Raw genomic sequence first — 25516 nt, 5'->3', positions numbered from 1 at the left:
CCCCCAGGGGGGCGCCGGTGGCGGACCGGCGAAGCCGGATCCGCGCGGCCTGGATCTGGGGAGGATTTGCCTCGAACGCCGCCTTCTTAAAGGGGGCGGAACATACGGGAGGCCTTGCTTCCGAAGCCGCCCCGGGCGGGGCGGCGGACGTTACACGCCCAGCTTCTGCATCAGGTACTGATGCACGTTGAAAGGCTCGCGGCGGCTCTTGACCCGGGTGTAGTCGCCGTCGGGAAGCTGTTGCCAGGCCAGCTGGTTGTCGCGCAGGGCGTAGGTGAAGGCTTCGTCGATGACGCGCTTCTTCAGGGTCTTGTCGTAGATCGGGAAGGCGATCTCGACCCGGCGGAAGAAGTTGCGGTCCATCCAGTCGGCGGACGACAGGTAGACGGTCTCTTCGCCCTCGGCATAGAAGTAGAAGACCCGCGAATGCTCCAGGAAGCGGCCGACGATGGAACGCACCCTGATGTTCTCGGACAGTCCCGGCACGCCGGCGCGCAGCGCGCATACGCCGCGCACGATCAGGTCGATCTTCACGCCGGCCTGGCCCGCCTTGTAAAGCTCTTCGATGATCTGCTCTTCCAAGAGCGAGTTCATCTTGGCCATGATGCGCGCACGCTTGCCGGCCTTGGCCGCGCGGGCCTCGGCGCGGATCAGCGCCACCATGCCGTCGTGCATGGTGAAGGGCGACTGCATCAGCGCCTTGAGCGAGCGGCGCGCGCCCAGCCCGGTCAACTGCGCGAACACCTTGTCCATGTCCTCGCACAGCTTGGGATCGGCCGTGAGCAGCCCGAAATCGGTGTACAGCCGAGCCGTGCGCGGGTGGTAGTTGCCGGTGCCCAGGTGGGCGTAGCGGCGCAGGCGCCCTTTTTCGCGGCGCAGCACCACGGCCATCTTGGCGTGCGTCTTGTGCGCCACCACGCCGTACACCACGTGCGCGCCCACCTCTTCCAGCTTGGAGGCCCAGTTGATGTTGGTCTGCTCGTCAAAGCGCGCCATCAGTTCCACCACCACCGTCACTTCCTTGCCGGCGCGCGCCGCGGCCAGCAGGATCTTCATCAGCTCGGAGTCTTCGCCGGTGCGGTAGATGGTCTGCTTGATCGCCATGACGTCCGGATCCAGCGCGGCCGCGGTCAGGAAGTCGATGACGGGTTGAAACGACTGGTAGGGATGGTGCAGCAGGCGGTCCTGCTCGGCCACGGCCTCGAACAGCTCGGCCGGCTTGTCGCCCACGCGGTCGAACGGCGCCGGCACGGGGGCGCGGTAATCCGGGAACAGCAGGTCCGGCCGCGAGTCCGAATTGCACAGCTGCATCAGACGCGACAGGTTCACCGGCCCCGGCACGCGGTAGGTGTCCTCCGCCTTGAGCGAGAACTCGCGCTGCAGGAAGTGTTCCAGTTCGACCGGCGTCAGCTTGTCGATCTCCAGGCGCACGGCGGCGCCGAAGTTGCGCTGCGACAGCTCGCCCTGCAAGGCATGGCGCAGGTTGGTGACTTCTTCCTCGTCCACGAACAGGTCGCTGTTGCGCGTGACCCGCCACTGGTAGCAGCCCAGCATTTCCAGCCCCGGAAACAGCTCACCCACGAAGGCCCGCAGCAGCGAGGTCAGCAGGATGTAGCCCTCGGGCTGGCCCGACAGCTCCTGCGGCATCTTGATCAGGCGCGGCAAGGCGCGCGGCGCCTGCACCACGGCGATCGAGGCCTGGCGGCCGAAGGCATCGGCGCCCGACAGCGACACGATGAAATTCAGGCTCTTGTTGTAGACCCGCGGAAACGGATGCGCCGGATCCAGCCCGATCGGGGTCAGAAGCGGCATCACGTCGCGGTTGAAGACCTCGCGCGCCCATTCCTGCTGCTGCGGATTCCATTCCGATGCATGGTGCAGCGAGATGCCCTCGGCGTGCATGGCCGGCAGGATCTCGTCGTTGAGCAGGTTGTACTGGCGATACACCAGCGCATGCACCGCCTGCTGCACGTTGTCGAACGCCTGGTCCGGCGTCATGCCATCGGGTCCCACCAGATTCGGCGACTGGCGCTGCTGCTCCTTCAGGCTGGAAATCCGGATCTCGAAGAACTCATCCAGGTTGGAACTGACGATACAGACGTAGCGCAGGCGTTCCAGCAAGGGAGTCTTGGGATTCTCCGCCATCGCCAGCACGCGTTCGTTGAATTTCAGCAGCGACAACTCGCGGTTCAGAAGCAAAGGCTCGGCAGGAGGGCGTGAGGGCATACCGGGTTCCATACGTAGGGAGAGCGTGGAGTTTTACTGCAAAAAGGTGACGGTTCCATGACACAGCAGCAAATACGTAGCGTACGCCAAAACCGGGACGCATAGCAGGCCGATCAGATGCCGCAAACCCCTGTTCCATAAGAAAAAAAGCGCGCGCGGAAGCGCTGTCACATGGGATCTCTATAATCGGGCCACCTCTCAGACAATATTTACGAGCCGCATGGATCAACTTCTGGCCGCGGTGGACCTCGGGTCCAACAGCTTCCGCCTCTCCATCGGACGCATCGTTCAACAGGACGGTACGCCCCAGATCTATCAGATTGACCGCCTCAAGGAAACCGTCCGGCTTGCGGCCGGCCTGGACTCCGAAAAAAGGCTGGGCGACGAGGCCATCGACCGCGCCATCGCCGTGCTGGAACGCTTCGGCGACCGTCTGCGCAGCTTCCACCCCAACCGGGTCCGCGCCGTCGCCACCAACACTTTCCGTGTCGCCCGCAACACCCGCGACTTCCTGCCGCGAGCCGAAGCCGCCCTGGGCTTTCCCATCGAAGTCATCGCCGGCCGCGAAGAGGCCCGCCTGATCTTCTCGGGCGTGGTCCACACCCTGCCCCCTTCGCCCAACAAGCGCCTGGTCATCGACATCGGCGGCGGCTCCACCGAAGTCATCATCGGCAAGAGCCATGAGCCCGGCCTGATGTCCTCGCTGTACATGGGCTGCGTCAGCTACAGCCGCCAGTTCTTCTCGGACGGCGTGGTGGACGCGCACCAGATGAAGCAGGCCGAGCTGGCCGCGCGCCGCGAGATCGAAGTCATCGCCAAGCAGTACCGCAAGATGGGCTGGAAGGAAGCCTACGGCTCTTCCGGCACGGCCAAGGCGCTGTTCGCCATCCTGACCGAATGCCGCTTCTCGGACCGCGGCATCACGCGCGCCGGCCTGAACAAGCTGAAAGACCGCATCATCCGCTCGGGCCGCGTGATTCCGTCCGAACTGCCCGGCATCAAGATCGAACGCTCGGACGTCCTGCCGGGCGGCCTGGCCATCATGAGCGCCCTGTTCGACGAGCTGGGCATCGACGTCATGCACACCGGCGACGGCGCGCTGCGCCTGGGCGTGCTGTACGACCTGCTGGGCCGCGACGACGAGCATGACAAGCGCGATGAATCGGTGCGCCAGTTCATGAAGCGCTACCACGTCGACGTCAACCAGGCGCGCCGCGTACACCACGCCGCGCTGACCCTGTTCGACGCCATGTTCCCGGACGGCCCGGAACGCGCCGAGCTGCGCCCCGCGCTGGGCTGGGCGGCCGACCTGCACGAAGTGGGCCTGTCCATCGCCCACAACGCGTACCACAAGCACACCGCCTACGTGCTGGAAAACGCCGACATGCCGGGCTTCTCGCGCGCCGACCAGCAACTGCTGGCGCTGCTCGCGCTCGGCCACCAGGGCAAGCTGACCAAGCTGGAACCCCTGGTACGTTCGCGCGCGCAATGGAAGGCCATCCTCAGCCTGCGGCTGGCGGTGCTGCTGTTCCGCCGCCGCAATGAAATCGAACCGCTGCCGCTGACCGCGTCGGTGCGCGACAACTCCATCGTGGTGCGGGTCAACCGCGAATGGCTGGCGCAGCACCCCCTGAGCGACTTCACGCTGCGCGCGGAAGAAGCTGAGTGGAACAAGGTGGGCTTTTCATTCGAACTGCTGGAGTTCTGAGGAACCAGCCGGGCGGCGCGAGCGTGCCCGCCCTGTTCCGGCCCCGCGCTGCGGGGCCGCTGCACTAAAACGGCGACAGATCGGTCTCGCGATCCAGCCGCTTTAGCTCCATGCGCAAAGGCCTGGTGGCCCGCCGTATCAACCTGATCTTCATGCGGCGGAACAGGCGGCGCATGGTGGCCTCAGCGCTGGGCAGTGGCGGTTGCGGGCTGATCCAGCCCGAAATGGCGGCGGTAGCGCTCGTCCATGCGGTCCATTTTCAGCAGGACCGGGAAATCCGCGGCGTTGAAATCCGGGTCCCAGGCGGGCTCGCCACAGACCTTGGCGCCCAGCTTCAGGTAACCCTTGATCAGCGGCGGCACGCGCGCCGGCAAGGTGCTGTTGAGCTTCTCCACCGGATAGCGATGCAGCGGCGTCACGCGCGGCTCGTCGCCCTGCGGCAGCTGCTTGGAGATGGTGCGCCACACTTCGGCGGCGGTAACGCCGTCGTCGCGCAGGCTGACGCTGGCGCAACCCAGCACGTACTGATAGCCGCCGCGGCGCAGGTATTCGGCCAGGCCCGACCACAGCAGCATGATGACGCCGCCGCTGCGGTAGTCGGGGTGCGTGCAAGAGCGGCCGACTTCGACCAGCTCGTCCTGGATCGCTCCCAGCCCGGACAGGTCGAACTCGGACTGCGAGTAGTAGCCGCCGGCCTCCCGCGCCTTTTCCGGCGTCAGGATCCGGTAGGTGCCGACCACGCGGCCCGTGTCCAGCTCGCGGACCATCAGATGTTCGCAGTACGGATCGAAGCGATCATGCTCGATGCCGTCCTGGGCGTCGGGGAACACCGCGCCCATGTCCTCGGTGAAGACGTCGTAGCGCAGGCGTTGAATCTGCTCGATTTCTTCAGCGGTGCGCGCCAAGCCCACCACCAGCACCTTGGCGGCGGCGCCGGTCCAAGGTTCTGCGGCATTACGGCTCGGATTGATGCGTGCTAATTCCAGCATTGCGCGAAGCTCCTAGAGAGTCCAGCCAGTGTGGACGCCCTGTATGTCAAAGACTTGACCAATATGTTACGTGACTATGAAGTTTAGTCCGGAGCGGATAAATCAATCTTCCGCCCAAATCGACAAAACTTTACAAATCTATACAACCCTTGAACAAACAAGGCCACCCGTCACGCACCGGGTGGCCTTGTTCGAAATCGCAGGTCCGCGTTTATCCCAGGCTGGCCGCAAGCTTCTCGGCGCAGGATACGGCCAGGGCCTCATCTTCGGCTTCGACCATGAGGCGCAGCTTCGGCTCGGTGCCCGAGGCGCGGATCAGGATGCGGCCGCGGCCGTCCAGCTCGGCTTCGACGACCTTGCGCGCGGCGCTCAGGCCGGCGTGCGTCTTCCAGTCCTGGCCCGGGGTCAGCGGCACGTTGATCATCTTCTGCGGATACATGCGCAGATCGCTCACCCACTCCGACAGCCCGACCGAGTTGCGGCGCAGCGCGGTCAGGACCTGCAGGGCGGCGACGATGCCATCGCCGGTCGAATGGCAGTCCATGCACAACAGGTGGCCGGAGCTCTCGCCGCCGTACAGCCAGCCGCGCGCCTGCATCTGCTCCAGCACATAGCGGTCGCCGACATTGGCGCGCTCGAAGCCCACGCCCAGGCGCTGCATTTCGCGCTCGAAGCCGAAGTTGGTCATCAACGTGCCGACCACGCCGTCCACCTTGCCGCGCTGCATGCGCTCGCGGACGATGGCGTACATGAGTTCGTCGCCGTTGTAGATGCGGCCTTCGCCATCCACCATCTGCAGGCGGTCAGCGTCGCCGTCCAGCGCGATGCCCAACTGGGCGCCGCGGGCATGCACTTCCTTGGCCAGCAGCTCGGGATGCAGCGCGCCCACGCCCTTGTTGATGTTGAAGCCGTCCGGATTGACGCCGATGGCGTGCACTTCGGCGCCCAGCTCGCGGAACACGTGCGGCGCGATGTTGTAGGCGGCGCCGTGGGCGGCGTCCACCACGATCGTCATGCCGTTCAGGTCCAGATCGTTGGGGAAGGTGCTCTTGCAGAATTCGATGTAGCGGCCCTGCGCGTCGCCCATGCGGCGCGCGCGCCCCAGGGCCTCCGACGCGACGCAACCCAGCGGTTCGTCCAGGGCGGCTTCGATGGCGGCCTCGATCTCGTCGGGCAGCTTCATGCCCTGCGCCGAGAAGAACTTGATGCCGTTGTCTTGGTACGGATTGTGCGAAGCGCTGATGACGATGCCCGCCACCAGACGCAGCGCGCGGGTCAGGTAGGCCACCGCGGGGGTGGGCACCGGGCCTGCCAGCAGCACATCGATGCCTGCCGCCGACAGGCCGGCTTCCAGCGCCGACTCCAGCATGTAGCCAGAGATCCGCGTGTCCTTGCCGATCACGACCTGCGGGCGGCTGCCGCCGCGTACGGCGTGCTCACGCGCCAGGACGCGGCCGGCCGCGTAACCCAGACGCAGCGCGAATTCGGCGTTGATCACCGGACCGCCGACTTCGCCGCGGACCCCGTCGGTACCGAAATATTTACGTCGAATCATGAACTGAGTGCTCCTTGTTCTGCCGCGTGCCATACCTTGAGCGCGTCGACCGTGGCCGCCACATCGTGCACCCGCACGATGGAAGCGCCACGCGCCACGCAGGCAAGCGCCGCGGCGATGCTGCCGGGCAACCTGCCGTCCACGGGCCGGCCGGTAGCCTGGCCGATCATGGTTTTGCGCGACAGGCCGATCAGCAATGGATAACCGGCGCTGCGCAGGCTGGACAGCCGGCGCAGCAGTTGGAAGTTCTGGTCGCCCGTCTTGCCGAAGCCGAAGCCCGGGTCCAGCACGATGCGGCGAGGATCGATCCAGGCCGCGCGCAGCTTGTGCGCGCGAGCCCCCAGGAAAAGCCCGATTTCACCGATCAGGTCGGTGTACTCGGGCGGGGCGGCCTGCATGGTGCGAGGCTCGCCCTTCATGTGCATCACGCACAGCCCGCAGCGCGTATGGGCCACCGCCTCGACGGCGCCCGGCTGCCTGAAGCCATAGATGTCGTTGATCATGTCCGCGCCGGCATCCAGCACGGCGCGCATGACTTCCGGCTTGAAGGTGTCGATGGACAGGGGCACGCCGCAATCGCGCAGCGCCTCCACCACCGGCAGCAACCGGGCCAGTTCGTCGGCCACTGAGACCGGGTCGGCCCCGGGACGCGTGGACTCGCCGCCCAGGTCCAGGATCTGGGCGCCTTCGGCGATCAATTGGCGCGCATGCGCCACTGCGGAATCCGTATCGTCATGCTGGCCGCCGTCGGAAAACGAGTCCGGCGTGACGTTGACGATACCCATGACAAGCGGGCGCTCGAGATCAAACTCGAAGCGCCCGCAAAGGAAGTTATTTGCCATAACTCAGGATGAGCAGCCTCAGACAGCGGCAGCCGTATTGCCACCTGCCGCCAGGCCCGTGGGCGGCGTGTCGGACGTATCCGACGGGCCCTGAGGCGTCTTCGGGGGACGCGGAGGACGGCCCTCGATGATGTCGTTGATCTGGTCGGCGTCGATGGTTTCCCATTCGAGCAGCGCGGAGGTCATCACTTCGACCTTGTCGCGGTTGTCTTCCAGGATCTTGCGGGCAACGCTGTACTGCTCGTCGATGATGCGGCGGATCTCGGTGTCCACCTTCTGCATGGTGGCTTCCGACATGTGCGTGGTCTTGGTGACGCTGCGGCCCAGGAACACTTCGCCTTCGTTCTCGGCATAGACCATGGGGCCCAGCTCGTCGGTCATGCCGTAGCGCGTGACGATGTCGCGGGCGATGGCGGTGGCGCGTTCGAAGTCGTTCGAGGCGCCCGTCGTCATCTGGTCCATGAAGATTTCTTCGGCGATGCGGCCGCCGAACAGCACGGCGATGGTGGACAGCAGACGGCCCTTGTCCATGCTGTAGCGGTCGGTCTCAGGCAGCTGCATGGTCACGCCCAGCGCGCGGCCGCGCGGGATGATGGTGACCTTGTGGACCGGGTCGGTCTTGGGCAGCAGACGGGCGACGATCGCGTGGCCGGACTCGTGGTACGCGGTGTTCTTGCGTTCCTCTTCGGGCATCACGATGGAGCGGCGTTCCGCGCCCATGATGATCTTGTCCTTGGCCTTTTCGAAGTCGGACATGTCGACCGTGCGGCCATTGCGGCGGGCGGCGAACAGCGCGGCTTCGTTGACCAGGTTGGCCAGGTCGGCGCCGGAGAAGCCCGGGGTGCCGCGCGCCAGCACGGTCGCATCGACGTTGGGCGACAGCGGAACCTTGCGCATGTGGACCTTCAGGATCTGCTCGCGGCCGCGGATGTCGGGCAGCGGCACCACGACCTGGCGGTCGAAGCGGCCCGGGCGCAGCAGCGCGGGATCCAGCACGTCGGGACGGTTGGTCGCGGCGATGACGATGACGCCCTGGCCGGACTCGAAGCCGTCCATTTCCACAAGCATCTGGTTCAGCGTCTGCTCGCGTTCGTCGTTGCCGCCGCCCAGGCCAGCGCCACGCTGGCGGCCGACCGCGTCGATTTCGTCGATGAAGATGATGCAGGGAGCGTGCTTCTTGGCGTTTTCGAACATGTCGCGCACGCGGGCCGCGCCCACGCCGACGAACATTTCAACGAAGTCGGAGCCCGAGATGCTGAAGAACGGCACCTTGGCTTCGCCCGCGATGGCCTTGGCCAGCAGCGTCTTGCCGGTACCCGGCGAGCCGACCATCAGCACGCCGCGGGGGATGCGGCCGCCCAGCTTCTGGAACTTGCTGGGGTCGCGCAGGAAATCGACCAGTTCCTGGACGTCTTCCTTGGCTTCGTCGCAGCCGGCAACGTCGGCGAAGGTGATCTGGTTGGTGTTCTCGTCGAGCATGCGGGCGCGCGATTTGCCGAAGCTGAACGCCCCGCCCCTGCCGCCTCCCTGCATCTGGCGCATGAAGAACACCCAGACACCGATCAGCAACAGCATGGGGAACCACGACACGAAGATGCTCATCAGCAGCGACTGCTCTTCGCGCGGCTTGCCCGACACCTGGACGCCGTACTTCAGCAGATCGGAGACCATCCAGAGGTCGCCCGGCGAAGTCAGCGTGTAGGCGCGGCCCGCGTCAGGGGTGACGTACAGCACGTCGCCCTGGACGTCGACCTTGCGGATACGTCCCGCCTTGGCGTCGTCCATGAACTGCGTGTAGGTCACGCCGTCCTGGGTCTGAGCGCGTCCGTCGAACTGTTTGAAGACGGTGAACAGCACGAGGGCTATCACCATCCAGACAGCGACTTTCGAAAATGAATTATTCAAGGTCGATCTCCTGCTTTCGATTCCGACCGGCGACCGCGCACCCGCATATGGCACAGTCACAAGTATGTCAATAGCTCATTCTACCCTGTCAGACCAGATTGCGTCCCGGGATGCCTGAGCCCCTCTGAGTTTTGTCTTATTCGCGAATTTTCTGGTCGTTGTCCCGGCAGGCTGTAGGTTTTTCGAATCCGAGGCGGCGCGCCCCGGACCCGGGCTACTTCAGATCGCGCGCAACCAGAAAGGTTTCGGAGGATTTGTCCCGCGATGCCTTCGGCTTGCGTTCGACCACCCGCTTGAAGCGCTGCTTGAAGGATTCCACGATCTGCGAAAAGCCGCTGCCGTGGAAAGCCTTGACGATCAGCGCCCCGTTGGGCTTGAGGTGGGCGCAGGAGAATTCCATCGCCAACTCGCACACATGCTGGATGCGCGCGGAGTCGGCAATACCCACCCCTGACAAGTTGGGGGCCATGTCGGAAATAACAAGATCCACCGCGCGCGATCCGACCATGTCTTCCAATTGTTTCAAAACTTCATCTTCGCGGAAGTCGCCCTGGATGAATTCAACGCCCGCCACGGGCTCCATGGGCAGGATATCGAGCGCGATGATGCGTCCGTCCACGACCCCGCCCGGCCCCGCCAGGCGCTCGCGCGCCACTTGGGACCAACTGCCGGGCGCCGACCCCAGGTCGACCACGAGGTCGCCCCGGCGCATCAGCTTCTCGGTATCCAGGATCTCGATCAACTTGAAGGCGGCGCGGGCCCTGTAGCCCTTCTGTTGCGCCAGCTTCACATAGGGATCATTGATGTGCTGGTGAATCCAGTCTTTGGAGAATTTATTCTTGGCCATTACCGTACAATTCCACGCATGCCTATATTAGAACTTACCTCTCGTGAGCGCAGCGACCTTCGGTCCGCCGCTCACCCTCTGCGCCCCGTCGTCCTGATCGGCGACAACGGCCTGACCGAAGCCGTGCTCAAGGAAATCGACCTGGCGCTGACTTCGCACGGCCTCATCAAGGTGCGCGCCGGCGGCGATGACCGCGAGGCCCGCGACGCAATGCTGTCGACCATCTGCGACACGCTTTCCTGCGCCCCCGTGCACCATCTGGGCAAAACCCTGATCCTGTTCCGCCCGCTGGCCGGCAATATCAAGCCCGCCGCGCTGGCCGCCATGGAACCTGAACGCCCCGCCAAGCGCCGCGCCTCCGAGCCGCACACGCCCAAGAAGCTGGCCGCCGAAGGCAAGACCCTGGCCAAGCGCCCGCGCCGCAGCGAATCCGAAGAGCCCAAGCCGAAGACGCGCTTCGTGCCCCAGGACCAGCTCAACAAGAACGGCAAGCCCATGCGCCCTGGCACCAGGAAGACCACCGCCAGCGGTCACGGCATTCCCCGCCGCGCCGGCAGCGCGCTCAGCCTGCGGGCCGGAGCACGCAGCGGCACCAGCCGCAAGACGGCGAAAAGGTAAGTGCGGGCACAAAAACGGGCGCTTTACGCGCCCGGTCCACCATAGCGATCCGCATTAAACCGCGGAATTCAGTCGAACGCACGGTTCGGACTATGGTGTTTTGACAACTTCCAGCTTACTACGTCGGCGTCAGATGTAGCGCACGCCCAGGACTTCATACTCGCGAACGCCAGCCGGGGCCTTGACCTCGACCACGTCGCCTTCGCTCTTGCCGATCAGCGCGCGGGCCACCGGGCTCGACACGGAAATCAGGTTCGACTTGATGTCGGCTTCAACGTCGCCGACGATTTGGTATGTCACACGATCGCCCGAATCCAGGTCCTCGATGTCGACGGTGGCGCCAAACACGGCGCGGCCTTCGGCATCCAGGGCGGTAGGATCGATCAGGTGGGCGTTGGAAAGCGTGCCTTCAAGCTCGGCAATCCGGCCCTCGATAAAGCCTTGGCGCTCGCGAGCAGCATCGTACTCGGCATTTTCCGACAGATCACCCTGCGCACGCGCTTCAGCGATCGCGTTGATAACGGCAGGACGTTCCACGGTTTTCAGCCGCTGGAGCTCTTCTTGCAAGCGCTCGGCCCCGCGCACGGTCAAAGGAATGGCAGACATGTCGTTTCCCAAACAAAAGTAGAAAACGCCCCGGACGGAGCGTTCTCGGTGAAGGTCGGAATCCTGGCGCGCGCAGGCAGCCGAGTGAAAGCAAAACTGGCAAGCGGCGCGGACGACCAAAACAAAACCCCGGCTCGGGTCGGAACCGGGGCAATCAAGGTCATATTGTGGTCAAAGTCCACGGGAATTGCAAGCCGCCGGAGAAACCGCCGTTTTCGCCGCATTTCGCCGCTGTAACCCGCTAAAACCCGTCATTTTTTCCAATTTTTCCGATCCGATCTTGGACCGGATCGCGCAGGCCCGTCGCCGCGATTCCTTGGTGCACGTGTGGCATAAAAACTACTCTTCGATAGTTTTTTACAACAACCAGGGATTACCTCCAAAAAACGCCAGCAAAAACGGACTGAATCAGTATAAAACAACAAATTGTGTCATTCATGACAATTTAATACATCCAACTGGATACCGTTTGGCTGCAGCTTGCGGACCGCAAGCACTTGCCGCGCGCAGGAGTCTTGTTTTTGCGGGTAGTTGCAGTGGAGGCGGACGCATCGCAGCCACCCGGCGCGACGTTCGCCGTTCCGCCGCGCAGCGGGCGGCCTGGGCCGTTCCCAACACGGCGGATCGCGTTCAAGAACGAGGAGCTCTCATGCTGGAAAAATTGAAAGTCCGTACTGGAATGCTGTTGGTGCTGGGCTGCTTCGTCATCGCTCTGGCGCTGGCTTGCGGCTTGAGTTGGATGAACGCCGAGAAAAGCGTGACCGAGATCAAGGATCTGAACAATGTCGCGGTCCACCAGGTCGACCCGCTCTACGAAGCCAACGCCGCCCTGCTGCGCGCGCGGCTGGCGCTCGGTGCGGGCATGGCTGCCATGCAGGCAGGCGGCATGGACCAAGCCGGGCTGGCCGGCGAGGAAGCCGCCAGCCATCTGAAGCAGGCGCGCGAGCGTTTCGCCCGCTACATGGCCGTGCCCAAAAGCCCGCGCGGCCAGGAGCTGGCCCAGACGCTACAGGGCCGCTTCACCGAATACGCCGCCATCCTGGACAGGCTGGAAGCCGACCTCAAGGAACGCGCGCCTGCCAAGTTCCGCCAGGACGAGGGACGGCTGCCCCAGGCCGACGCCTACTTCATGAAAGACATGCAAGCCTTCCTGGCCCGGGTCCAGGAGCGCAGCGACGGCGTGCTGGCAAGCTCGGAGCAAACCTACTCCACCGCCCGGATCTCGGCGGTCGCGCTGATATCGGCTGCGCTGCTGCTGACGGCACTGTGCTGGACCTTCATCCGGCGCGCCGTGCTCCGTCCGCTGCAGGAGGCCGGCAGGCACTTCGACCGCATCGCGGCGGGCGACCTGACGAACCGCGTGGAAACCCGCTCCAACAATGAGATCGGCGTCCTCTTTGCCTCGCTCAAGCGCATGCAGGAAGGTTTGACCCGCACCGTCACGTCCGTGCGCCAGGGCGTGGATGAAATCAACGTGGGCGCGGCGGAAATCGCTGCCGGCAACTCCAACCTGTCAGTACGTACCGAAGAACAGGCCGCGGCGCTGGAGGAAACCGCATCCACGATGGAAGAGCTGGCGGTGACCGTCAAGCAGAATGCGGAAAACGCCGCCCAGGCCAATCAGTTGGCCTCGGTCAGCATGGACGTGGCGCAGCGTGGCGGCCAGAACGTGGAACAGGTGGTAGCCACCATGCACGGCATCTCGGACAGCTCGCGGCGCATCTCCGACATCGTTTCGGTGATCGACAGCATCGCTTTCCAGACCAACATCCTCGCGCTGAATGCCGCCGTCGAAGCCGCACGCGCTGGCGAACAGGGCAAGGGCTTTGCCGTGGTCGCGGGCGAAGTCCGTTCGCTGGCCCAGCGCGCGGCCCAAGCCGCCAAGGAGATCAAGACGCTGATCGAGGCCTCGGTGGACACCGTGGCAGCGGGATCGGCCCAGGTGGCTGCCGCCGGGCAGACCATGCAGGAGATCGTGGATTCCGTGCAGCGGGTGGCGGCGATCATGGCCGAGATCTCAGCCGCCTCGGCACAGCAGGCCGGCGGCATAGACCAGGTCAGCCTGGCGATCTCGCAGATGGATGAGGTGACGCAGCAGAACGCCGCGCTGGTCGAGGAAGCTTCGGCCGCGGCGGCCGCGATGGAAGAACAGGCGCGGCGCCTGGCCGAAGCCACCTCGGTATTCAAGACGCAATCAGGACAGGTGATCGAGGCGGCGCCGGTGGCGCTGACCGGCACGGCCGCAACCTCGCGGCTGTCGCGCACCTAGGCGCGCCAGCCGGCCATGCGCGCGACGCCAGGTCCGCGCATGGCCGCGCCGCTTACTTCCTGCGGCGCAGCAAGGCGTACAGGATGATGGCGCCGAAGGTAGCGGTGCCGATGCCGCCCAGCGTGAAGTTACCCAGCTTGACCGTGAAGTCTCCCGCGCCCAGCACCAGCGTGACCGCGGCCACGATGAGGTTGCGGTTGTCGCTGAAGTCCACCTGGTTGACCACCCAGATACGGGCGCCGGCGATGGCGATCAGGCCGAACACCACCACCGACATGCCGCCCAGCACGGGCGCCGGGATCATCTGGATCAGCGCGCCGAACTTGGGCGAAAAGCCCAGCACGATGGCAATCAGGGCGGCCACCACGAACACCAGGGTGGAATAGATGCGCGTGACGGCCATCACGCCGATGTTCTCGGCGTAGGTGGTGACGCCCGTGCCGCCCACGGCGCCGGACACCATGGTAGCGACCCCGTCGCCGACGAAGGCGCGGCCCAGATAACGGTCCAGGTCCTGCCCGGTCATGGCGCTGACAGCCTTCACGTGCCCCAGGTTCTCGGCCACCAGGATGATGGCGACAGGCACGATCAGGCCCATGGCCTCGGCCTTGAACACCGGCGCGGCGAAATGCGGCAGGCCGAACCAGGCTGCGGCCGCCACGCCGGAGAAGTCGATGGGTTTGCCCAGCCCCAAGCCGTTGGCGAGGATGCCGTACACCACGCAGGCCAGGATCATGCCGACCAGGATCAGCAGGCGCTGCACCATGCCCTTGGTGAACACGGCGATGCCGCCCACGCAGAGGATGGTGACCATGGACATCACGCTGTCGAAGCCCGACGCGCCCATCGCGCCCTTGGCCGCGATAGGCGCCAGATTCAGGCCGATGACCGCCACCACCGCGCCGGTGACGACGGGCGGCATCAGCGTGTCGATCCAGTTCGCGCCGCCCCCGGCGCGCGCGTTGACGAACCAGACAATCAGCCCGATCAACGTGTAGGCCAGGCCGCAGGCGATGATGGCGCCCAGCGCCACGCCGATATTGGCGTTCGCCCCGCCGCCGGCATAGCCGGTCACGGCGATCACGCCGCCGATGAAGGCGAAGCTGGAACCCAGGTAGCTGGGGACCCTGCCGCCCACGAACAGGAAGAAGATCAGCGTGCCGATGCCCGACATGAGAATGGCGACGTTGGGGTCGAAGCCCATGAGCAACGGGGCCAGCACGGTGGAGCCGAACATGGCGACCACGTGCTGGGCGCCCATGGCCACGTTCTTGGGCCAGGACAGCCTTTCGTCGGGCGCGATGATGACGCCGGGCTCGGTGTCGTCCGCCAGGCGCCAGCGCGGAAAGTAGGAATTGGACATGGATATCCCAAAGTAGGTGTCGGGTGTGAGCGGGCGCCAGTGTAAAGGGGGCCGCAAACGGGGGGCAATGCTTAAGTTCGCCGTCAGAATGCCGTACTAGTGAAAACCCCGAAATCCTCATAGGCGGCAGGAGCAATCATGGCGATCGATCCCATCAGCGGCAATTCCCGAATCAACAGCCTGGCCGACCTCTGGGCGCAGAAGATCCGCGCCAACAAGGAAGCCAAAAGCGCCTCGGACGCGGAAACGAGCACGGTGTCCGCGGACGGCAAGATCCGCGTCAACAACCCCGGCGGCCTGAAAATGGGCAACGTGCAGGAAGCCAAGGAAACCGAAGACTCCAGCAACGACGACGCCTACACGCGCCAGATCAAGGAACTGCAGAAGCAACTCAAGCGCGTGATGGACCAGATCGCCAAGGTCAAGGCCAGCGGCATGCCGGCCGAAATGAAGGCCCAGCAACTGATGGCGCTCAATGCCCAGGCGATGCAGATCCAGCAGCAGATCACTGCAGTGATGGAGAAGCAGGCCCAGGCCATGAAACGCGGCGTATCCGCCACGGCCTAGCGGGCCAGGCACGGCGCCCCGCCCGGCCGGGGCGCCCGCATTGATGGCGCGCATCAAAATTTGTGATTGGACGCTGCCTGGACCGGCCAGTACTGTCTCCGGACAAATCTAAAACTACGGAGACAAACCATGCATGCAATGCGCACAGCTCTTGCAGGTGCGGTGCTGGCCGTTTGCGCGGCCCCTGCCCTGGCAGGCACCGTCACGGTGATCACGTCGTTCCCCAAAGACCTCACCCAGGCCTACAAGACGGCCTTCGAAAAGGCCAACCCCGGCATCACGCTGGAAATCCTGAACAAGAACACCGTATCGGGCATCGCCTACGTGCGCGAAACGCCCGCCGGCCAGCGTCCCGAGGTGTTCTGGGCCAGCGCGCCCGACGCCTTTGAAGTGCTGGGCCGCGACAAGCTGCTGGCAAGCTCCGCAGACGTGGCCAACAAGCAGGTGCCGGACAAGATCGGCAACTACCCCATCAACGATCCCGGCGGCATGTACCTGGGCCAGGCCCTGGCCGGCTACGGCATCATCTACAACACCCGCTATATCGCGGCGCACAAGATCCCCGCGCCGGTGGAATGGAAGGACCTGCTGTCGCCGCAATGGTTCGGCCATGTCGGCATCACCTCGCCGTCGCGCTCGGGCACCATGCACCTGACGGTGGAAACCATCCTCCAGGGCGAAGGCTGGGACGAAGGCTGGAGCACCTTGCTGCGCATGTCGGGCAACAGCAGCGCCGTCACCGAACGTTCTTTCGGCGTGCCGGACGGCGTCAACAACGGCCAGTTCGGCGCCGGCCCGGTGATCGACTTCTTCGGCCTGTCCAGCAAGTATTCCAAGTTCCCGGTCGAGTTCGTCTACCCCTCCGAAACCGCCATCGTGCCGGCCAATATCGCGCTGATCGAAGGCGCGAAGAACACCGAGGAAGGCAAGAAGTTCATCGCCTTCACCCTCAGCCAGGCCGGCCAGGAACTGCTGCTGGAACCCAAGATCTCGCGCCTGCCGGTGCTGCCCTACACGGCGCTGGCCGGCAAGATTCCCCAGGGCTACCCCGACCCCGCCGAGATCGCCAAACGCAGCAAGGTGCAATTCAACGCCGACCTGTCGCAGTCGCGCTACTACGTCGTGCAGTCGCTGTATGACCAGACGGTCACGTTCCGCCTGAAGGAACTGCAGGCCGCCACCAAGGCCATCTACGAGGCCGAAGCCAAGTTGGGCGACAAGGCCAAGAGCGGCAAGGCTGCAGAGCTGCTGGCGCAGGCCCGCAAGCTGACCTGGGCGCCGCTCGTGGACGGCAAGAAGGCCGCCGACCCGGCCTTCCTGGCGATCTTCGCCGGCAACAAGAAGGACGCCGCCGTGAACCAGCAAATCACCCAGCTGGAAGGCGAATGGAACGGCCGTTCCAAGGCGAACTACGAAGAAGCCGTGAAGCTCGCCAAGCAGGCCGCCGCGCTCTAGGCCGCCACACCCGCAGGACGCGAGGCGGACGGGCCGGTCCCGTCCGCCGCCGCGGCTTTCCCCTGGCAACGATTTCGGGAATCTCGATGAATTCTTCGGGCCACTCGCGCCTGCCCGTCGGCCCCCTGCTGACGGCGCTACTGGTGTTCGGTTTTCTGCTGCTGTTCCTGGCCGTGCCAGTCGGCACGGTGTTCTACACCGCCTTCGTGAACGCCGACGGCAGCTTCACCATGGGCCACTTCGGCGCCTTCTTCAACCAGCCGCTGATGAAGGAAGCCTTCCTCAACAGCCTGTACGTGGCGGGCTGGTCGGCGCTGCTGGCGTCGCTCATCGCCGTGCCGCTGGCGTACTTCACGGTGCGCTTCGATTTCCGCGGCGCGCTGCTGATCCAGACCCTGGGCGTGCTGCCGCTGATCATGCCGCCATTCGTCGGCGCGGTTGCGATGCAGCTGATCTTCGGCCGCTCGGGCAGCGTGAACCTGCTGCTCAACGACTGGTTCGGCTTCACCATCCCGTTCATGGAAGGCTTGAACGGCGTCATCTTCGTGGAATCGCTGCACTACTTCCCCTTCATCCTGATGAACCTGGTGGTGGCGCTGCGCAACATCGACGGCGCCATGGAAGAGGCGGCCTTCAACCTGGGCTCGCGGGGCTTCCGTCTGTTCCGCCGCGTGATCTTTCCGCTGGCCCTGCCCGGTTATGTGGCCGGCACGTCGCTGGTGTTCGTCAAAGTGTTCGACGACCTGGGCACGCCGCTGGTGCTGGGCACCACCAACATGCTGGCGCCGCAGGCCTATCTGCGCATCACGCAAGTGGGCCTGGAGGATCCGCTGGGCTATGTGATCAGCGTGATCATGGTGGGCTTTTCGATACTGGCGTTGTGGCTGTCGGCGCGGGTGCTCAAGGGCCGCGATTACTCCACACTGCAGAAGGGCGGCAGCTCCATCCAGAAGCGCAAGCTGCGCCCGGTGGAGAGCGTACTGGCCTATGGCTGGATCATCCTGGTGCTGCTGCTGGTGCTGTCGCCGCATATGGGCGTGCTGCTGCTGTCGCTGGCCAGCGTCTGGAGCTTCGCGCCGCTGCCCGACGGCTACACGCTGGCGCATTACGCCGCGGTGTTCTCCGAATCGCAAGGCATGATCGCCAACACCCTGCTCTATTGCGGCCTGGCCGCGGGCGTGGACGTGATCCTGGGTACCGCCATCGCCTATCTGATGTTGCGCACCCGGCTGCCGGCGCGCCAGTGGCTGGACTTCCTGGCCTCCGCCGCGCTGGCGATTCCAGGTATCGTGCTGGCCATCGGCTTTCTGCGCACCTTCCGCGGCATCGAGCTGCCCGGCACCGGCACGCTGCTGACCTCGTCGTGGATCATCATCATGATCGCGTACTCGGTGCGGCGGCTGCCCTACGCCCTGCGATCCTGCGTGGCCTCGCTGCAGCAGATCAACATCTCGCTGGAAGAGGCGGCGCAATCGCTGGGCGCGACCCGCATGAGCACGATACGCCGCGTGGTGGTGCCGCTCATGGCGGGCGGCATGCTGGCCGGCTTCGTGACCAGCTTCGTGACGGCGGCCGTGGAACTGTCGGCCACCATCATGCTGGTGACCAAGGACAGCCAGGCGCCCATGAGCTACGGCATTTATCTGTACATGCAGAGCGCGGCGGGCCGGGGTCCCGGCGCCGCGCTCGGCGTCCTGGCGGTGGCCGCGGTGGCCATCGGCACGTATGTCTCGCACCTGCTGGTGGAGCGCGCCCAGTCGCGCCAGCAGCCGGCCCGCAATGAAGGGGAATCCGCATGAAGAAAGTCAGCGTCGAATGCCGCAACATCCGGTTGTCCTACGGCAAGACGGAAGTGCTCAAGGACGTCAACATCAGCATCGAGCCCGGCGAGTTTTTTGCGCTGCTCGGACCGTCCGGCTCCGGCAAATCCACCTTGTTGCGGCTGATCGCCGGCTTCAACCGGCACAGCGCCGGGCAGCTGCTGGTGGACGGCAAGGACATCAGCGGCACGCCGCCCTGGAACCGCAACATCGGCATGGTGTTCCAGAACTACGCGCTGTGGCCGCACATGACGGTCTGGGACAACGTGGCCTTCGGCCTGGTCGAACGCAAGCTGCCGCGCGCCGAGATCCACGCCAAGGTGGAGGCCGCGCTCGATCTGGTCGGCCTGTCCCAGTACGGCAAGCGCCGCCCCAACCAGCTTTCCGGCGGGCAGCAGCAGCGCGTGGCCCTGGCCCGCACCATCGTGATCGAGCCGCAGGTGCTGCTGCTGGACGAGCCTCTGTCCAACCTGGACAAGAAGCTGCGCGTGCAGATGCGCCAGGATCTGCTCAGCCTGCAGCGCCGGCTTGGCATCACCACCATCTTCGTCACCCATGACCAGGAGGAGGCCATGACCACCGCCGACCGCATGGCGGTGCTGGACCACGGCGTGGTCCAGCAGATCGGCGCGCCCAGCACCTTGTTCGACTATCCGGTCAATCGCTTCGTCGCCAACTTCGTGGGCACGATGAACGTGCTGGAAGGCGACGTGCGCGAACGCACCAGCGGCAGCGTGGTGCTGGCGGTGGAAGGCGTGGGCGACCTGCAGTTGCCGCTCACGGGCGAAGCGCCCGCCGCTTCCCGGCTGGCGGCCAGCTTCCGCCCGCACACGGTGCAGATCGAAATGGCGGACGGGCTGGGCGACGCACGCTATGTCTGGCTGCCCGGCATCGTGGAAAGCAGCGAGTTCCTGGGCGAATTCACCCGCTATCAGGTGCTGATCGGCGAGCAGCGGCTGACGGCGGACCAATCGCATCTGGCCGGGCTGTCGCCCTTCCCAGTCGGCGCTCCGGTTTCCATCGGCCTCGAGCCTACCCAAGTGCGGCTCCTGGCGGCCTAAACTCGGGGCCATGGAAATCTATCAGATCCGCGCCTTCGTCACGGTCGCCCGGCTGGGCAACCTGACGAAGGCGGCCGAGGCGCTGTCGCTGACCCAACCCGCCGTGACCGCGCAGATCAAGGCGCTGGAACAAAGCCTGGGCGTGGCCTTGTTCGACCGCAGCGGCGGCCGGCTGGCGCTGACCAAGGCCGGCGAGGTGCTGCTGCCCACCGCCGAGTCGCTGCTGGTGCTGGGCGCGCAGTTCAAATCCGAGGCCCAGCAGCTGCAAGGCAGCCTGCATGGCGCGGTCGAGCTGGGCGTACCCAGCGAAAAACCGGATTTCCTGCGCCTGGGCGAACTGGCCTCGGCCGTCACCCAACGCCTGCCGCTGGTCGAGCTGAAGACCCAGACCCTGCCTGCCGCCGCGCTGGCCGAACAGGTCAGCACCGGCCGCCTGCCGGCGGCGCTGATCATTGCCGCCAATCCGCCGCGCGGCGTGCTTTGGCAGCCCCTGCGCAGCGTGCGCTACCGCATCGCCATGCCCCGCGAGCATGCCGCCGTGCTCAAACGCGGCGGCTGGCGCGAGGTGGCGCAATTGCCTTGGCTGGACGGTCCTTCCGGCAGCCACACGCACCTGCTGTTGCGCGACATGTTCGAACGCCATGGCCTGTCGCCGCGCGTCGTGATGCAGAACGACGACCAGGCCAACCTGGACGCGCTGGTGCGCGCGGGCGCAGGCTGCGCCCTGTTGCGCGAGGAAGCCGCGCTGGCGGGCGCGGCCTCGAACGACTTCATCGTCTGGGGCCAGGCGCGCGTGGACGCGATGCTGGGATTCATCCTGCCCTACGAGCGCGCTAGCGAGCCCGCGCTGGTCGCGTTAAGCTCGATCATTCAAACCATCTGGAAACCGCGCGCGCCCATCGCGTCCGCCCAGCTCTAAACCCGCATCAAGATCGTAATGACTGAAATCTGGTTCATCCGCCACGGCGAAACCGACTGGAACCGCCAGCGGCGCCTGCAAGGCTGGCAAGACATCCCCCTGAACGAATTCGGCGTCAACCAGGCCGGCCTGCTGGCCGCGCGCTTGCGCGAAGAGGCCCGCCATACGCCCATCCACGCCATCTACAGCAGCGACCTGCAGCGCGCCCACGCCACCGCCCTGCCCGTGTCCGAACAGCTGGGCTTGCGCGTGCGCGTGGAGCCCGGCATCCGCGAGCGCGGCTTCGGCGTGCTGGAAGGCCTGGACCACGAGCGCATCGACGTGCTGGCCCCCGAAGCCGCTGCCGCCTGGAAGAGCCGCGACCCGCTGCGTCCGCTGGACGGCGGCGAAACGCTGGGCCAATTCCAGTCCCGCGTCATTTCAACCGTGGACGACATTGCCAGCCGCCACGACGACGAACGCATCCTGATGTTCACGCACGGCGGCGTGCTGGACATCATCTGGCGCCATGCCTCCGGCGTGCCGCTCAACGGGCCGCGCGACGCTTCGCTGCTGAACGTCAGCATCAACCGCGTCGGCGTGCAGGGCCGCAAGTGGCAGGTGCTGGACTGGGGCGACGTAGGCCACGTGACCGACGAAGTCGGCAACGACGTGGTGCCTTGAGCGCTTAGCGCGCGCGGCGCGGCTTGCGCGGCGCGTTGCGCGCCAGCCTGTCGTAGACGGCGTTGGGCAACAGGCGCATCAGCTTGGCCACGATGCCCATCTGCCACGGAATCACCACATAGGACGCGCCCCGCCCGATCGCGCTGCGCGCGCGGCGGGCGAAGGCGTCCGCTTCCATCAGGAAAGGCATGGAATACGGATTGTGGGCCGTCATCGCCGTCTTGATATAGCCGGGCGCGATCGTCACCACGTCTATGCCTTCGGCGGCCAGTTCCAGCCGCAGGCTTTCGCAGTAAGTCACCACCGCGGATTTCGACGCGCTGTAGGCGCCCGCGCCTGGCAGGCCCCTGACTCCCGCCACGCTGGCGATGCCCACCAGCCGGCCCGACCCAGCCTGGCGCATGGATGCGATGAAGGGCTCGAAGGTCGCCACGGTGGCCAGCAGATTGGTGTCGACGATGGCCTTGAAGACGTCGTAGTCCTCGCCGTGCTCGGTCAGGGTGCCGGCGCTGATGCCGGCGCTGGCGATGACCACGTCCACCCGCCCCTGGCAGAACCCGATGAAATCCAGGGCCGCGGCATGCAGCGCCTGGCGGTCGCGTACGTCCACCGCATAGCAGCGGTGCTCGCCGGGCAGGCTGCCGGCCAGCTCGCGCAGCGCGTCTTCGCGCCGGCCCAGCAGGCCCAGCGTGGCGCCCGTGGACGCGTATTGCTGCGCCAGGGCGCGTCCCAGGCCGCTGCTGGCGCCGGTGATGAAGACTCTTTCCATGTGTGCCTGTTGCCTGTGGTGACGTTGCGGAATCGCGTTGCAAAAAAATAGGGCACGCCTTCGCGTGCCCTATTGTGTCGCTTGCCGGCTTAGGCTTGCAAGGAAGCGTGCAGATCCTGCAGCGGATAGACCTGCAGGCCCAGGCCTTGGCGCAGGTATTGCATGCCTTCGACCGCGGCGCGGGCGCCGGCGATGGTCGTGAAGAAGGTCACGCGGGCGGCCAGCGCCTGGGTGCGGATGGTGCGCGAGTCCGCGATGGCGTTGCGGCGCTCTTCGACGGTGTTGATGACCAGCGAGATCTCGCCGTTCTTCACCATGTCGACGATATGCGGACGGCCTTCGGTGACCTTGTTCACCAGCTGCACCGGGATGCCGGCGGCTTCGATCTCGGCGGCCGTGCCGCGCGTGGCGACCAGCTTGAAGCCGAGCGCGTGCAGGCCGCGCGCCACTTCCACCGCCAGGGGCTTGTCCTGGTTCTTGACGCTGATGAACACCGTGCCGGATTCCGGCAGGCGCACGCCCGCGGCCAGCTGCGACTTGACGAAGGCTTCGCCGAAGCTCGTGCCCACGCCCATCACTTCACCGGTCGACTTCATTTCCGGGCCCAGGATGGTGTCCACGCCCGGGAACTTCACGAACGGGAACACGGCTTCCTTGACCGAGAAGTAAGGCGGCACGACTTCCTTGGTGATGCCTTGCGCGGCCAGGGTCTGGCCGGCCATGGCGCGCGCGGCGATCTTGGCCAGCTGCAGGCCGGTGGCCTTGGAAACGTAGGGCACCGTGCGCGAGGCGCGCGGGTTCACTTCCAGCACGTAGACATCGCCGCCCTGGATGGCGAACTGCACGTTCATCAGGCCGCTGACGTTCAGCGCCTTGGCCATCATGGTGGTCTGGCGCTTGATCTCGGCGATGACTTCCGCCGACAGCGAGTACGGCGGCAGGCTGCAAGCCGAGTCGCCCGAGTGCACGCCGGCCTGCTCGATGTGTTCCATGACGCCGCCGATGAAGACGGTTTCGCCGTCGGCCAGGCAGTCCACGTCCACTTCGGTGGCGTTGTTCAGGAAGCGGTCCAGCAGCACGGGCGAGTCATTGCTGACCTTCACGGCCTCGCGCATGTAGCGCTCGAGGTCCTGCTGCTCGTGCACGATTTCCATGGCGCGGCCGCCCAGCACGTAGCTGGGGCGAACGACCAGGGGATAGCCGATTTCGGCGGCGTGGGCCAGGGCCTCGCCTTCGGTGCGCGCGGTGCGGTTGGGCGGCTGGCGCAGGCCGAGCTTGTTGAGCAGCTTCTGGAAGCGCTCGCGGTCTTCGGCCACGTCGATGGATTCGGGGCTGGTGCCGATGATGGGCACGCCGTTGGCTTCCAGGGCGCGCGCCAGCTTCAGCGGGGTCTGGCCGCCGTACTGGACGATCATGCCGACCGGGTTTTCCTTGTGGACGATCTCGAGCACGTCTTCGAGCGTCAGCGGCTCGAAGTACAGGCGGTCCGAGGTATCGTAGTCGGTGGAGACGGTTTCCGGGTTGCAGTTGACCATGATGGTCTCGTACCCGTCGTCGCGCAGCGCCAGCGCGGCATGCACGCAGCAGTAGTCGAATTCAATGCCCTGGCCGATGCGGTTCGGACCGCCGCCCAGCACCACGATCTTCTTGCGGTCGGTGGGCGCGGCTTCGCACTCTTCCTCGTAGGTCGAGTACATGTAGGCCGTGCGGGTGGCGAATTCGGCGGCGCAGGTGTCGACGCGCTTGTAGACCGGACGCACGTTCAGCTGGTGACGCAACTTGCGTACCTCGGATTCCGAGGAATCCAGCAGGAAGGCCAGGCGGCGGTCGGAGAAACCGCGGCGCTTGAGTTCCCACAGCGTGGCGTAATCCAGGTCGGCCAGCGTCTTCTGTTCCAGCGCCAGTTCGATGTCGACGATTTCCTTGATCTGCGACAGGAACCACGGGTCGATGTGCGTGATGTTGTGCACTTCGTCCAGCGTGAAGCCCTGCGCGAAGGCATCGCCCACGTACCAGATGCGTTCCGGACCGGGCTCGCCCAGTTCGACCTGCAGCTTTTCGCGGTCGGTGGTCTTCTGGTTCAGGCCGTCCACGCCCACTTCCAGGCCGCGCAGCGCCTTCTGGAAGGATTCCTGGAAGGTGCGGCCGATGGCCATGACTTCGCCCACCGACTTCATCTGGGTGGTCAGGCGCGCGTCGGCGGTGGGGAATTTCTCGAAGGCGAAACGCGGCACCTTGGTGACCACGTAGTCGATCGAGGGTTCGAACGAGGCAGGCGTGGCGCCGCCGGTGATTTCGTTCTTGAGCTCGTCCAGCGTGTAGCCCACAGCCAGGCGCGCGGCGACCTTGGCGATGGGGAAGCCGGTGGCCTTGGACGCCAGCGCCGACGAACGCGACACGCGCGGGTTCATCTCGATGACGATCATGCGGCCGTTCTTGGGATTGACGGCGAACTGCACGTTCGAGCCGCCCGTATCCACGCCGATCTCGCGCAACACCGCGATCGATGCGTTACGCATGATCTGGTATTCCTTGTCGGTCAGCGTCTGGGCCGGCGCCACGGTGATCGAGTCGCCCGTGTGCACGCCCATCGGGTCCAGGTTTTCGATGGAGCAGACGATGATGCAGTTGTCCGCCTTGTCGCGGACCACTTCCATCTCGAATTCCTTCCAGCCCAGCAGCGACTCTTCGATCAGCAGTTCGCTGGTAGGCGAAGCTTCCAGGCCGCGGCGGCAGATGGTTTCGAATTCTTCGGCGTTGTAGGCGATGCCGCCGCCCGAACCGCCCATGGTGAAGCTGGGGCGGATCACGGCGGGGAAGCCGGAGGTGCCGACTTCGGCCGCGATGCGGCGCTGCACTTCCCAGGCTTCGTCCATGCTGTGGGCGACGCCCGACTTGGCCGATTCCAGGCCGATGTCGGTCATGGCCTGCTTGAACTTCTGGCGGTCCTCGGCCTTTTCGATGGCGTGCTCGTTGGCGCCGATCAGTTCGACGTTGTGCTTCTTCAGCACGCCGTGGTGGGCCAGGTCCAGGGCGCAGTTCAGCGCGGTCTGGCCGCCCATGGTGGGCAGCAGCGCATCGGGCTTTTCACGCTCGATGATCTTTTCGACGGCTTGCCAGGTGATGGGCTCGATGTAGGTGACGTCGGCCGTTTCCGGGTCCGTCATGATCGTGGCCGGGTTGCTGTTCACCAGGATGGTGCGGTAGCCCTCGGCCTTGAGCGCCTTGCACGCCTGTGCGCCGGAATAGTCGAATTCGCAGGCCTGCCCGATGATGATGGGGCCGGCGCCGATGATGAGTATGCTTTTTAGGTCTGTACGCTTGGGCATGATGC

At 65.4% G+C, this 25516-nt stretch carries 19 protein-coding genes; 9 read left to right on the top strand and 10 right to left on the bottom strand.

Features of this window, described 5'->3' with window-relative positions; all coding sequences use genetic code 11:
• Nucleotides 1-150 precede the first annotated feature (150 nt).
• On the bottom strand, nucleotides 151-2226 hold the full coding sequence (ppk1, locus tag NGK62_RS26950) for a polyphosphate kinase 1 (protein ID WP_059380154.1): 2076 nt from the start codon (nucleotides 2224-2226) through the stop codon (nucleotides 151-153).
• 220 nt (nucleotides 2227-2446) lie between these two features.
• Between ppk1 and ppx the strand changes: the two genes are divergently transcribed.
• A complete protein-coding gene (gene ppx / locus NGK62_RS26945; protein WP_118932911.1) occupies nucleotides 2447-3934 on the top strand; it encodes an exopolyphosphatase in 1488 nt (495 codons plus the stop codon).
• Nucleotides 3935-4116: 182 nt separating this feature from the next.
• Here ppx and NGK62_RS26940 read toward each other — a convergent pair whose 3' ends face one another.
• From NGK62_RS26940 to NGK62_RS26920, 5 genes are all read right to left on the bottom strand, one after another.
• Nucleotides 4117-4923: a GNAT family N-acetyltransferase gene (locus NGK62_RS26940; protein ID WP_059380156.1), complete on the bottom strand. Its 807-nt coding sequence runs from the start codon at nucleotides 4921-4923 to the stop codon at nucleotides 4117-4119.
• A gap of 211 nt (nucleotides 4924-5134) precedes the next feature.
• Nucleotides 5135-6478, bottom strand: a complete 1344-nt coding sequence (glmM, locus tag NGK62_RS26935; RefSeq protein WP_251881165.1) for a phosphoglucosamine mutase — start codon at nucleotides 6476-6478, stop codon at nucleotides 5135-5137.
• A complete protein-coding gene (gene folP, locus NGK62_RS26930) occupies nucleotides 6475-7320 on the bottom strand; it encodes a dihydropteroate synthase (RefSeq protein ID WP_059380158.1) in 846 nt (281 codons plus the stop codon). The genes glmM and folP overlap by 4 nt, the downstream gene beginning before the upstream one ends.
• Before the next feature lie 18 nt (nucleotides 7321-7338).
• Nucleotides 7339-9225 carry an ATP-dependent zinc metalloprotease FtsH gene (gene ftsH, locus NGK62_RS26925; protein ID WP_054451363.1) on the bottom strand — a complete coding sequence of 629 codons (1887 nt, stop codon included), beginning with the start codon at nucleotides 9223-9225 and terminating at the stop codon, nucleotides 7339-7341.
• A 214-nt stretch (nucleotides 9226-9439) separates the two neighbouring features.
• Complete coding sequence (locus NGK62_RS26920; protein WP_054451364.1) at nucleotides 9440-10072, bottom strand: RlmE family RNA methyltransferase; 633 nt, start codon at nucleotides 10070-10072, stop codon at nucleotides 9440-9442.
• Between the two features lie 18 nt (nucleotides 10073-10090).
• Between NGK62_RS26920 and NGK62_RS26915 the strand changes: the two genes are divergently transcribed.
• Entirely contained in the window at nucleotides 10091-10690 is a 600-nt protein-coding gene (locus NGK62_RS26915; RefSeq protein WP_251881163.1) for a YhbY family RNA-binding protein, read from the top strand.
• Nucleotides 10691-10819: 129 nt separating this feature from the next.
• Here the strand turns inward: NGK62_RS26915 and greA are convergent, their stop codons facing one another.
• On the bottom strand, nucleotides 10820-11296 hold the full coding sequence (greA, locus tag NGK62_RS26910) for a transcription elongation factor GreA (protein ID WP_054451366.1): 477 nt from the start codon (nucleotides 11294-11296) through the stop codon (nucleotides 10820-10822).
• Nucleotides 11297-11945: 649 nt separating this feature from the next.
• Between greA and NGK62_RS26905 the strand changes: the two genes are divergently transcribed.
• A complete protein-coding gene (locus tag NGK62_RS26905) occupies nucleotides 11946-13565 on the top strand; it encodes a methyl-accepting chemotaxis protein (RefSeq protein WP_059380160.1) in 1620 nt (539 codons plus the stop codon).
• A 52-nt stretch (nucleotides 13566-13617) separates the two neighbouring features.
• On the opposite strand, the gene NGK62_RS26900 is transcribed toward NGK62_RS26905, so the two are convergent.
• Nucleotides 13618-14928, bottom strand: coding sequence for a solute carrier family 23 protein (locus tag NGK62_RS26900; RefSeq protein ID WP_251881161.1), 1311 nt, complete (start codon nucleotides 14926-14928; stop codon nucleotides 13618-13620).
• 138 nt (nucleotides 14929-15066) lie between these two features.
• On the opposite strand from NGK62_RS26900, the gene NGK62_RS26895 reads away from it, so the two are divergent.
• The 6 genes from NGK62_RS26895 (at nucleotide 15067) to NGK62_RS26870 (ending at nucleotide 21413) form a co-directional block, all read left to right on the top strand.
• Complete coding sequence (locus tag NGK62_RS26895) at nucleotides 15067-15495, top strand: hypothetical protein (protein ID WP_059380162.1); 429 nt, start codon at nucleotides 15067-15069, stop codon at nucleotides 15493-15495.
• 129 nt (nucleotides 15496-15624) lie between these two features.
• Nucleotides 15625-16950, top strand: a complete 1326-nt coding sequence (locus NGK62_RS26890) for an ABC transporter substrate-binding protein (RefSeq protein WP_118932914.1) — start codon at nucleotides 15625-15627, stop codon at nucleotides 16948-16950.
• An 86-nt stretch (nucleotides 16951-17036) separates the two neighbouring features.
• A complete protein-coding gene (locus tag NGK62_RS26885; protein ID WP_251881159.1) occupies nucleotides 17037-18749 on the top strand; it encodes an ABC transporter permease in 1713 nt (570 codons plus the stop codon).
• Complete coding sequence (locus NGK62_RS26880; RefSeq protein ID WP_059380165.1) at nucleotides 18746-19831, top strand: ABC transporter ATP-binding protein; 1086 nt, start codon at nucleotides 18746-18748, stop codon at nucleotides 19829-19831. The genes NGK62_RS26885 and NGK62_RS26880 overlap by 4 nt, the downstream gene beginning before the upstream one ends.
• A 10-nt stretch (nucleotides 19832-19841) precedes the next feature.
• On the top strand, nucleotides 19842-20750 hold the full coding sequence (locus NGK62_RS26875; protein WP_059380166.1) for a LysR family transcriptional regulator: 909 nt from the start codon (nucleotides 19842-19844) through the stop codon (nucleotides 20748-20750).
• Between the two features lie 18 nt (nucleotides 20751-20768).
• Nucleotides 20769-21413, top strand: a complete 645-nt coding sequence (locus tag NGK62_RS26870) for a histidine phosphatase family protein (RefSeq protein ID WP_251881157.1) — start codon at nucleotides 20769-20771, stop codon at nucleotides 21411-21413.
• 4 nt (nucleotides 21414-21417) lie between these two features.
• Here the strand turns inward: NGK62_RS26870 and NGK62_RS26865 are convergent, their stop codons facing one another.
• Nucleotides 21418-22182 (bottom strand): SDR family oxidoreductase, encoded by a 765-nt coding sequence (locus NGK62_RS26865; protein ID WP_059380168.1) that lies wholly within the window; start codon nucleotides 22180-22182, stop codon nucleotides 21418-21420.
• A gap of 89 nt (nucleotides 22183-22271) precedes the next feature.
• The gene (carB, locus tag NGK62_RS26860) at nucleotides 22272-25511 is read right to left on the bottom strand and encodes a carbamoyl-phosphate synthase large subunit (protein WP_118932916.1); all 3240 of its coding nucleotides are present in this window, start codon (nucleotides 25509-25511) and stop codon (nucleotides 22272-22274) included.
• Between the last annotated feature and the right edge of the window lie 5 nt (nucleotides 25512-25516).

This window comes from Achromobacter sp. Marseille-Q4954 (genome assembly GCF_943737025.1).
Lineage (GTDB): Bacteria > Pseudomonadota > Gammaproteobacteria > Burkholderiales > Burkholderiaceae_B > Achromobacter > Achromobacter bronchisepticus_A.
Note: the sequence above shows the minus strand (reverse complement) of the source record. Positions and strands in the feature narration are given on the sequence as shown.

Coding starts and splice junctions, on each gene's coding strand:
- ppk1 (WP_059380154.1), bottom strand. CDS start 2,226: ATGCCCTCACGCCCTCCTGCCGAGCCTTTGCTTCTGAACCGCGAGTTG.
- ppx (WP_118932911.1), top strand. CDS start 2,447: ATGGATCAACTTCTGGCCGCGGTGGACCTCGGGTCCAACAGCTTCCGC.
- NGK62_RS26940 (WP_059380156.1), bottom strand. CDS start 4,923: ATGCTGGAATTAGCACGCATCAATCCGAGCCGTAATGCCGCAGAACCT.
- glmM (WP_251881165.1), bottom strand. CDS start 6,478: ATGATTCGACGTAAATATTTCGGTACCGACGGGGTCCGCGGCGAAGTC.
- folP (WP_059380158.1), bottom strand. CDS start 7,320: ATGGCAAATAACTTCCTTTGCGGGCGCTTCGAGTTTGATCTCGAGCGC.
- NGK62_RS26920 (WP_054451364.1), bottom strand. CDS start 10,072: ATGGCCAAGAATAAATTCTCCAAAGACTGGATTCACCAGCACATCAAT.
- NGK62_RS26915 (WP_251881163.1), top strand. CDS start 10,091: ATGCCTATATTAGAACTTACCTCTCGTGAGCGCAGCGACCTTCGGTCC.
- greA (WP_054451366.1), bottom strand. CDS start 11,296: ATGTCTGCCATTCCTTTGACCGTGCGCGGGGCCGAGCGCTTGCAAGAA.
- NGK62_RS26905 (WP_059380160.1), top strand. CDS start 11,946: ATGCTGGAAAAATTGAAAGTCCGTACTGGAATGCTGTTGGTGCTGGGC.
- NGK62_RS26900 (WP_251881161.1), bottom strand. CDS start 14,928: ATGTCCAATTCCTACTTTCCGCGCTGGCGCCTGGCGGACGACACCGAG.
- NGK62_RS26895 (WP_059380162.1), top strand. CDS start 15,067: ATGGCGATCGATCCCATCAGCGGCAATTCCCGAATCAACAGCCTGGCC.
- NGK62_RS26890 (WP_118932914.1), top strand. CDS start 15,625: ATGCATGCAATGCGCACAGCTCTTGCAGGTGCGGTGCTGGCCGTTTGC.
- NGK62_RS26885 (WP_251881159.1), top strand. CDS start 17,037: ATGAATTCTTCGGGCCACTCGCGCCTGCCCGTCGGCCCCCTGCTGACG.
- NGK62_RS26880 (WP_059380165.1), top strand. CDS start 18,746: ATGAAGAAAGTCAGCGTCGAATGCCGCAACATCCGGTTGTCCTACGGC.
- NGK62_RS26875 (WP_059380166.1), top strand. CDS start 19,842: ATGGAAATCTATCAGATCCGCGCCTTCGTCACGGTCGCCCGGCTGGGC.
- NGK62_RS26870 (WP_251881157.1), top strand. CDS start 20,769: ATGACTGAAATCTGGTTCATCCGCCACGGCGAAACCGACTGGAACCGC.
- NGK62_RS26865 (WP_059380168.1), bottom strand. CDS start 22,182: ATGGAAAGAGTCTTCATCACCGGCGCCAGCAGCGGCCTGGGACGCGCC.
- carB (WP_118932916.1), bottom strand. CDS start 25,511: ATGCCCAAGCGTACAGACCTAAAAAGCATACTCATCATCGGCGCCGGC.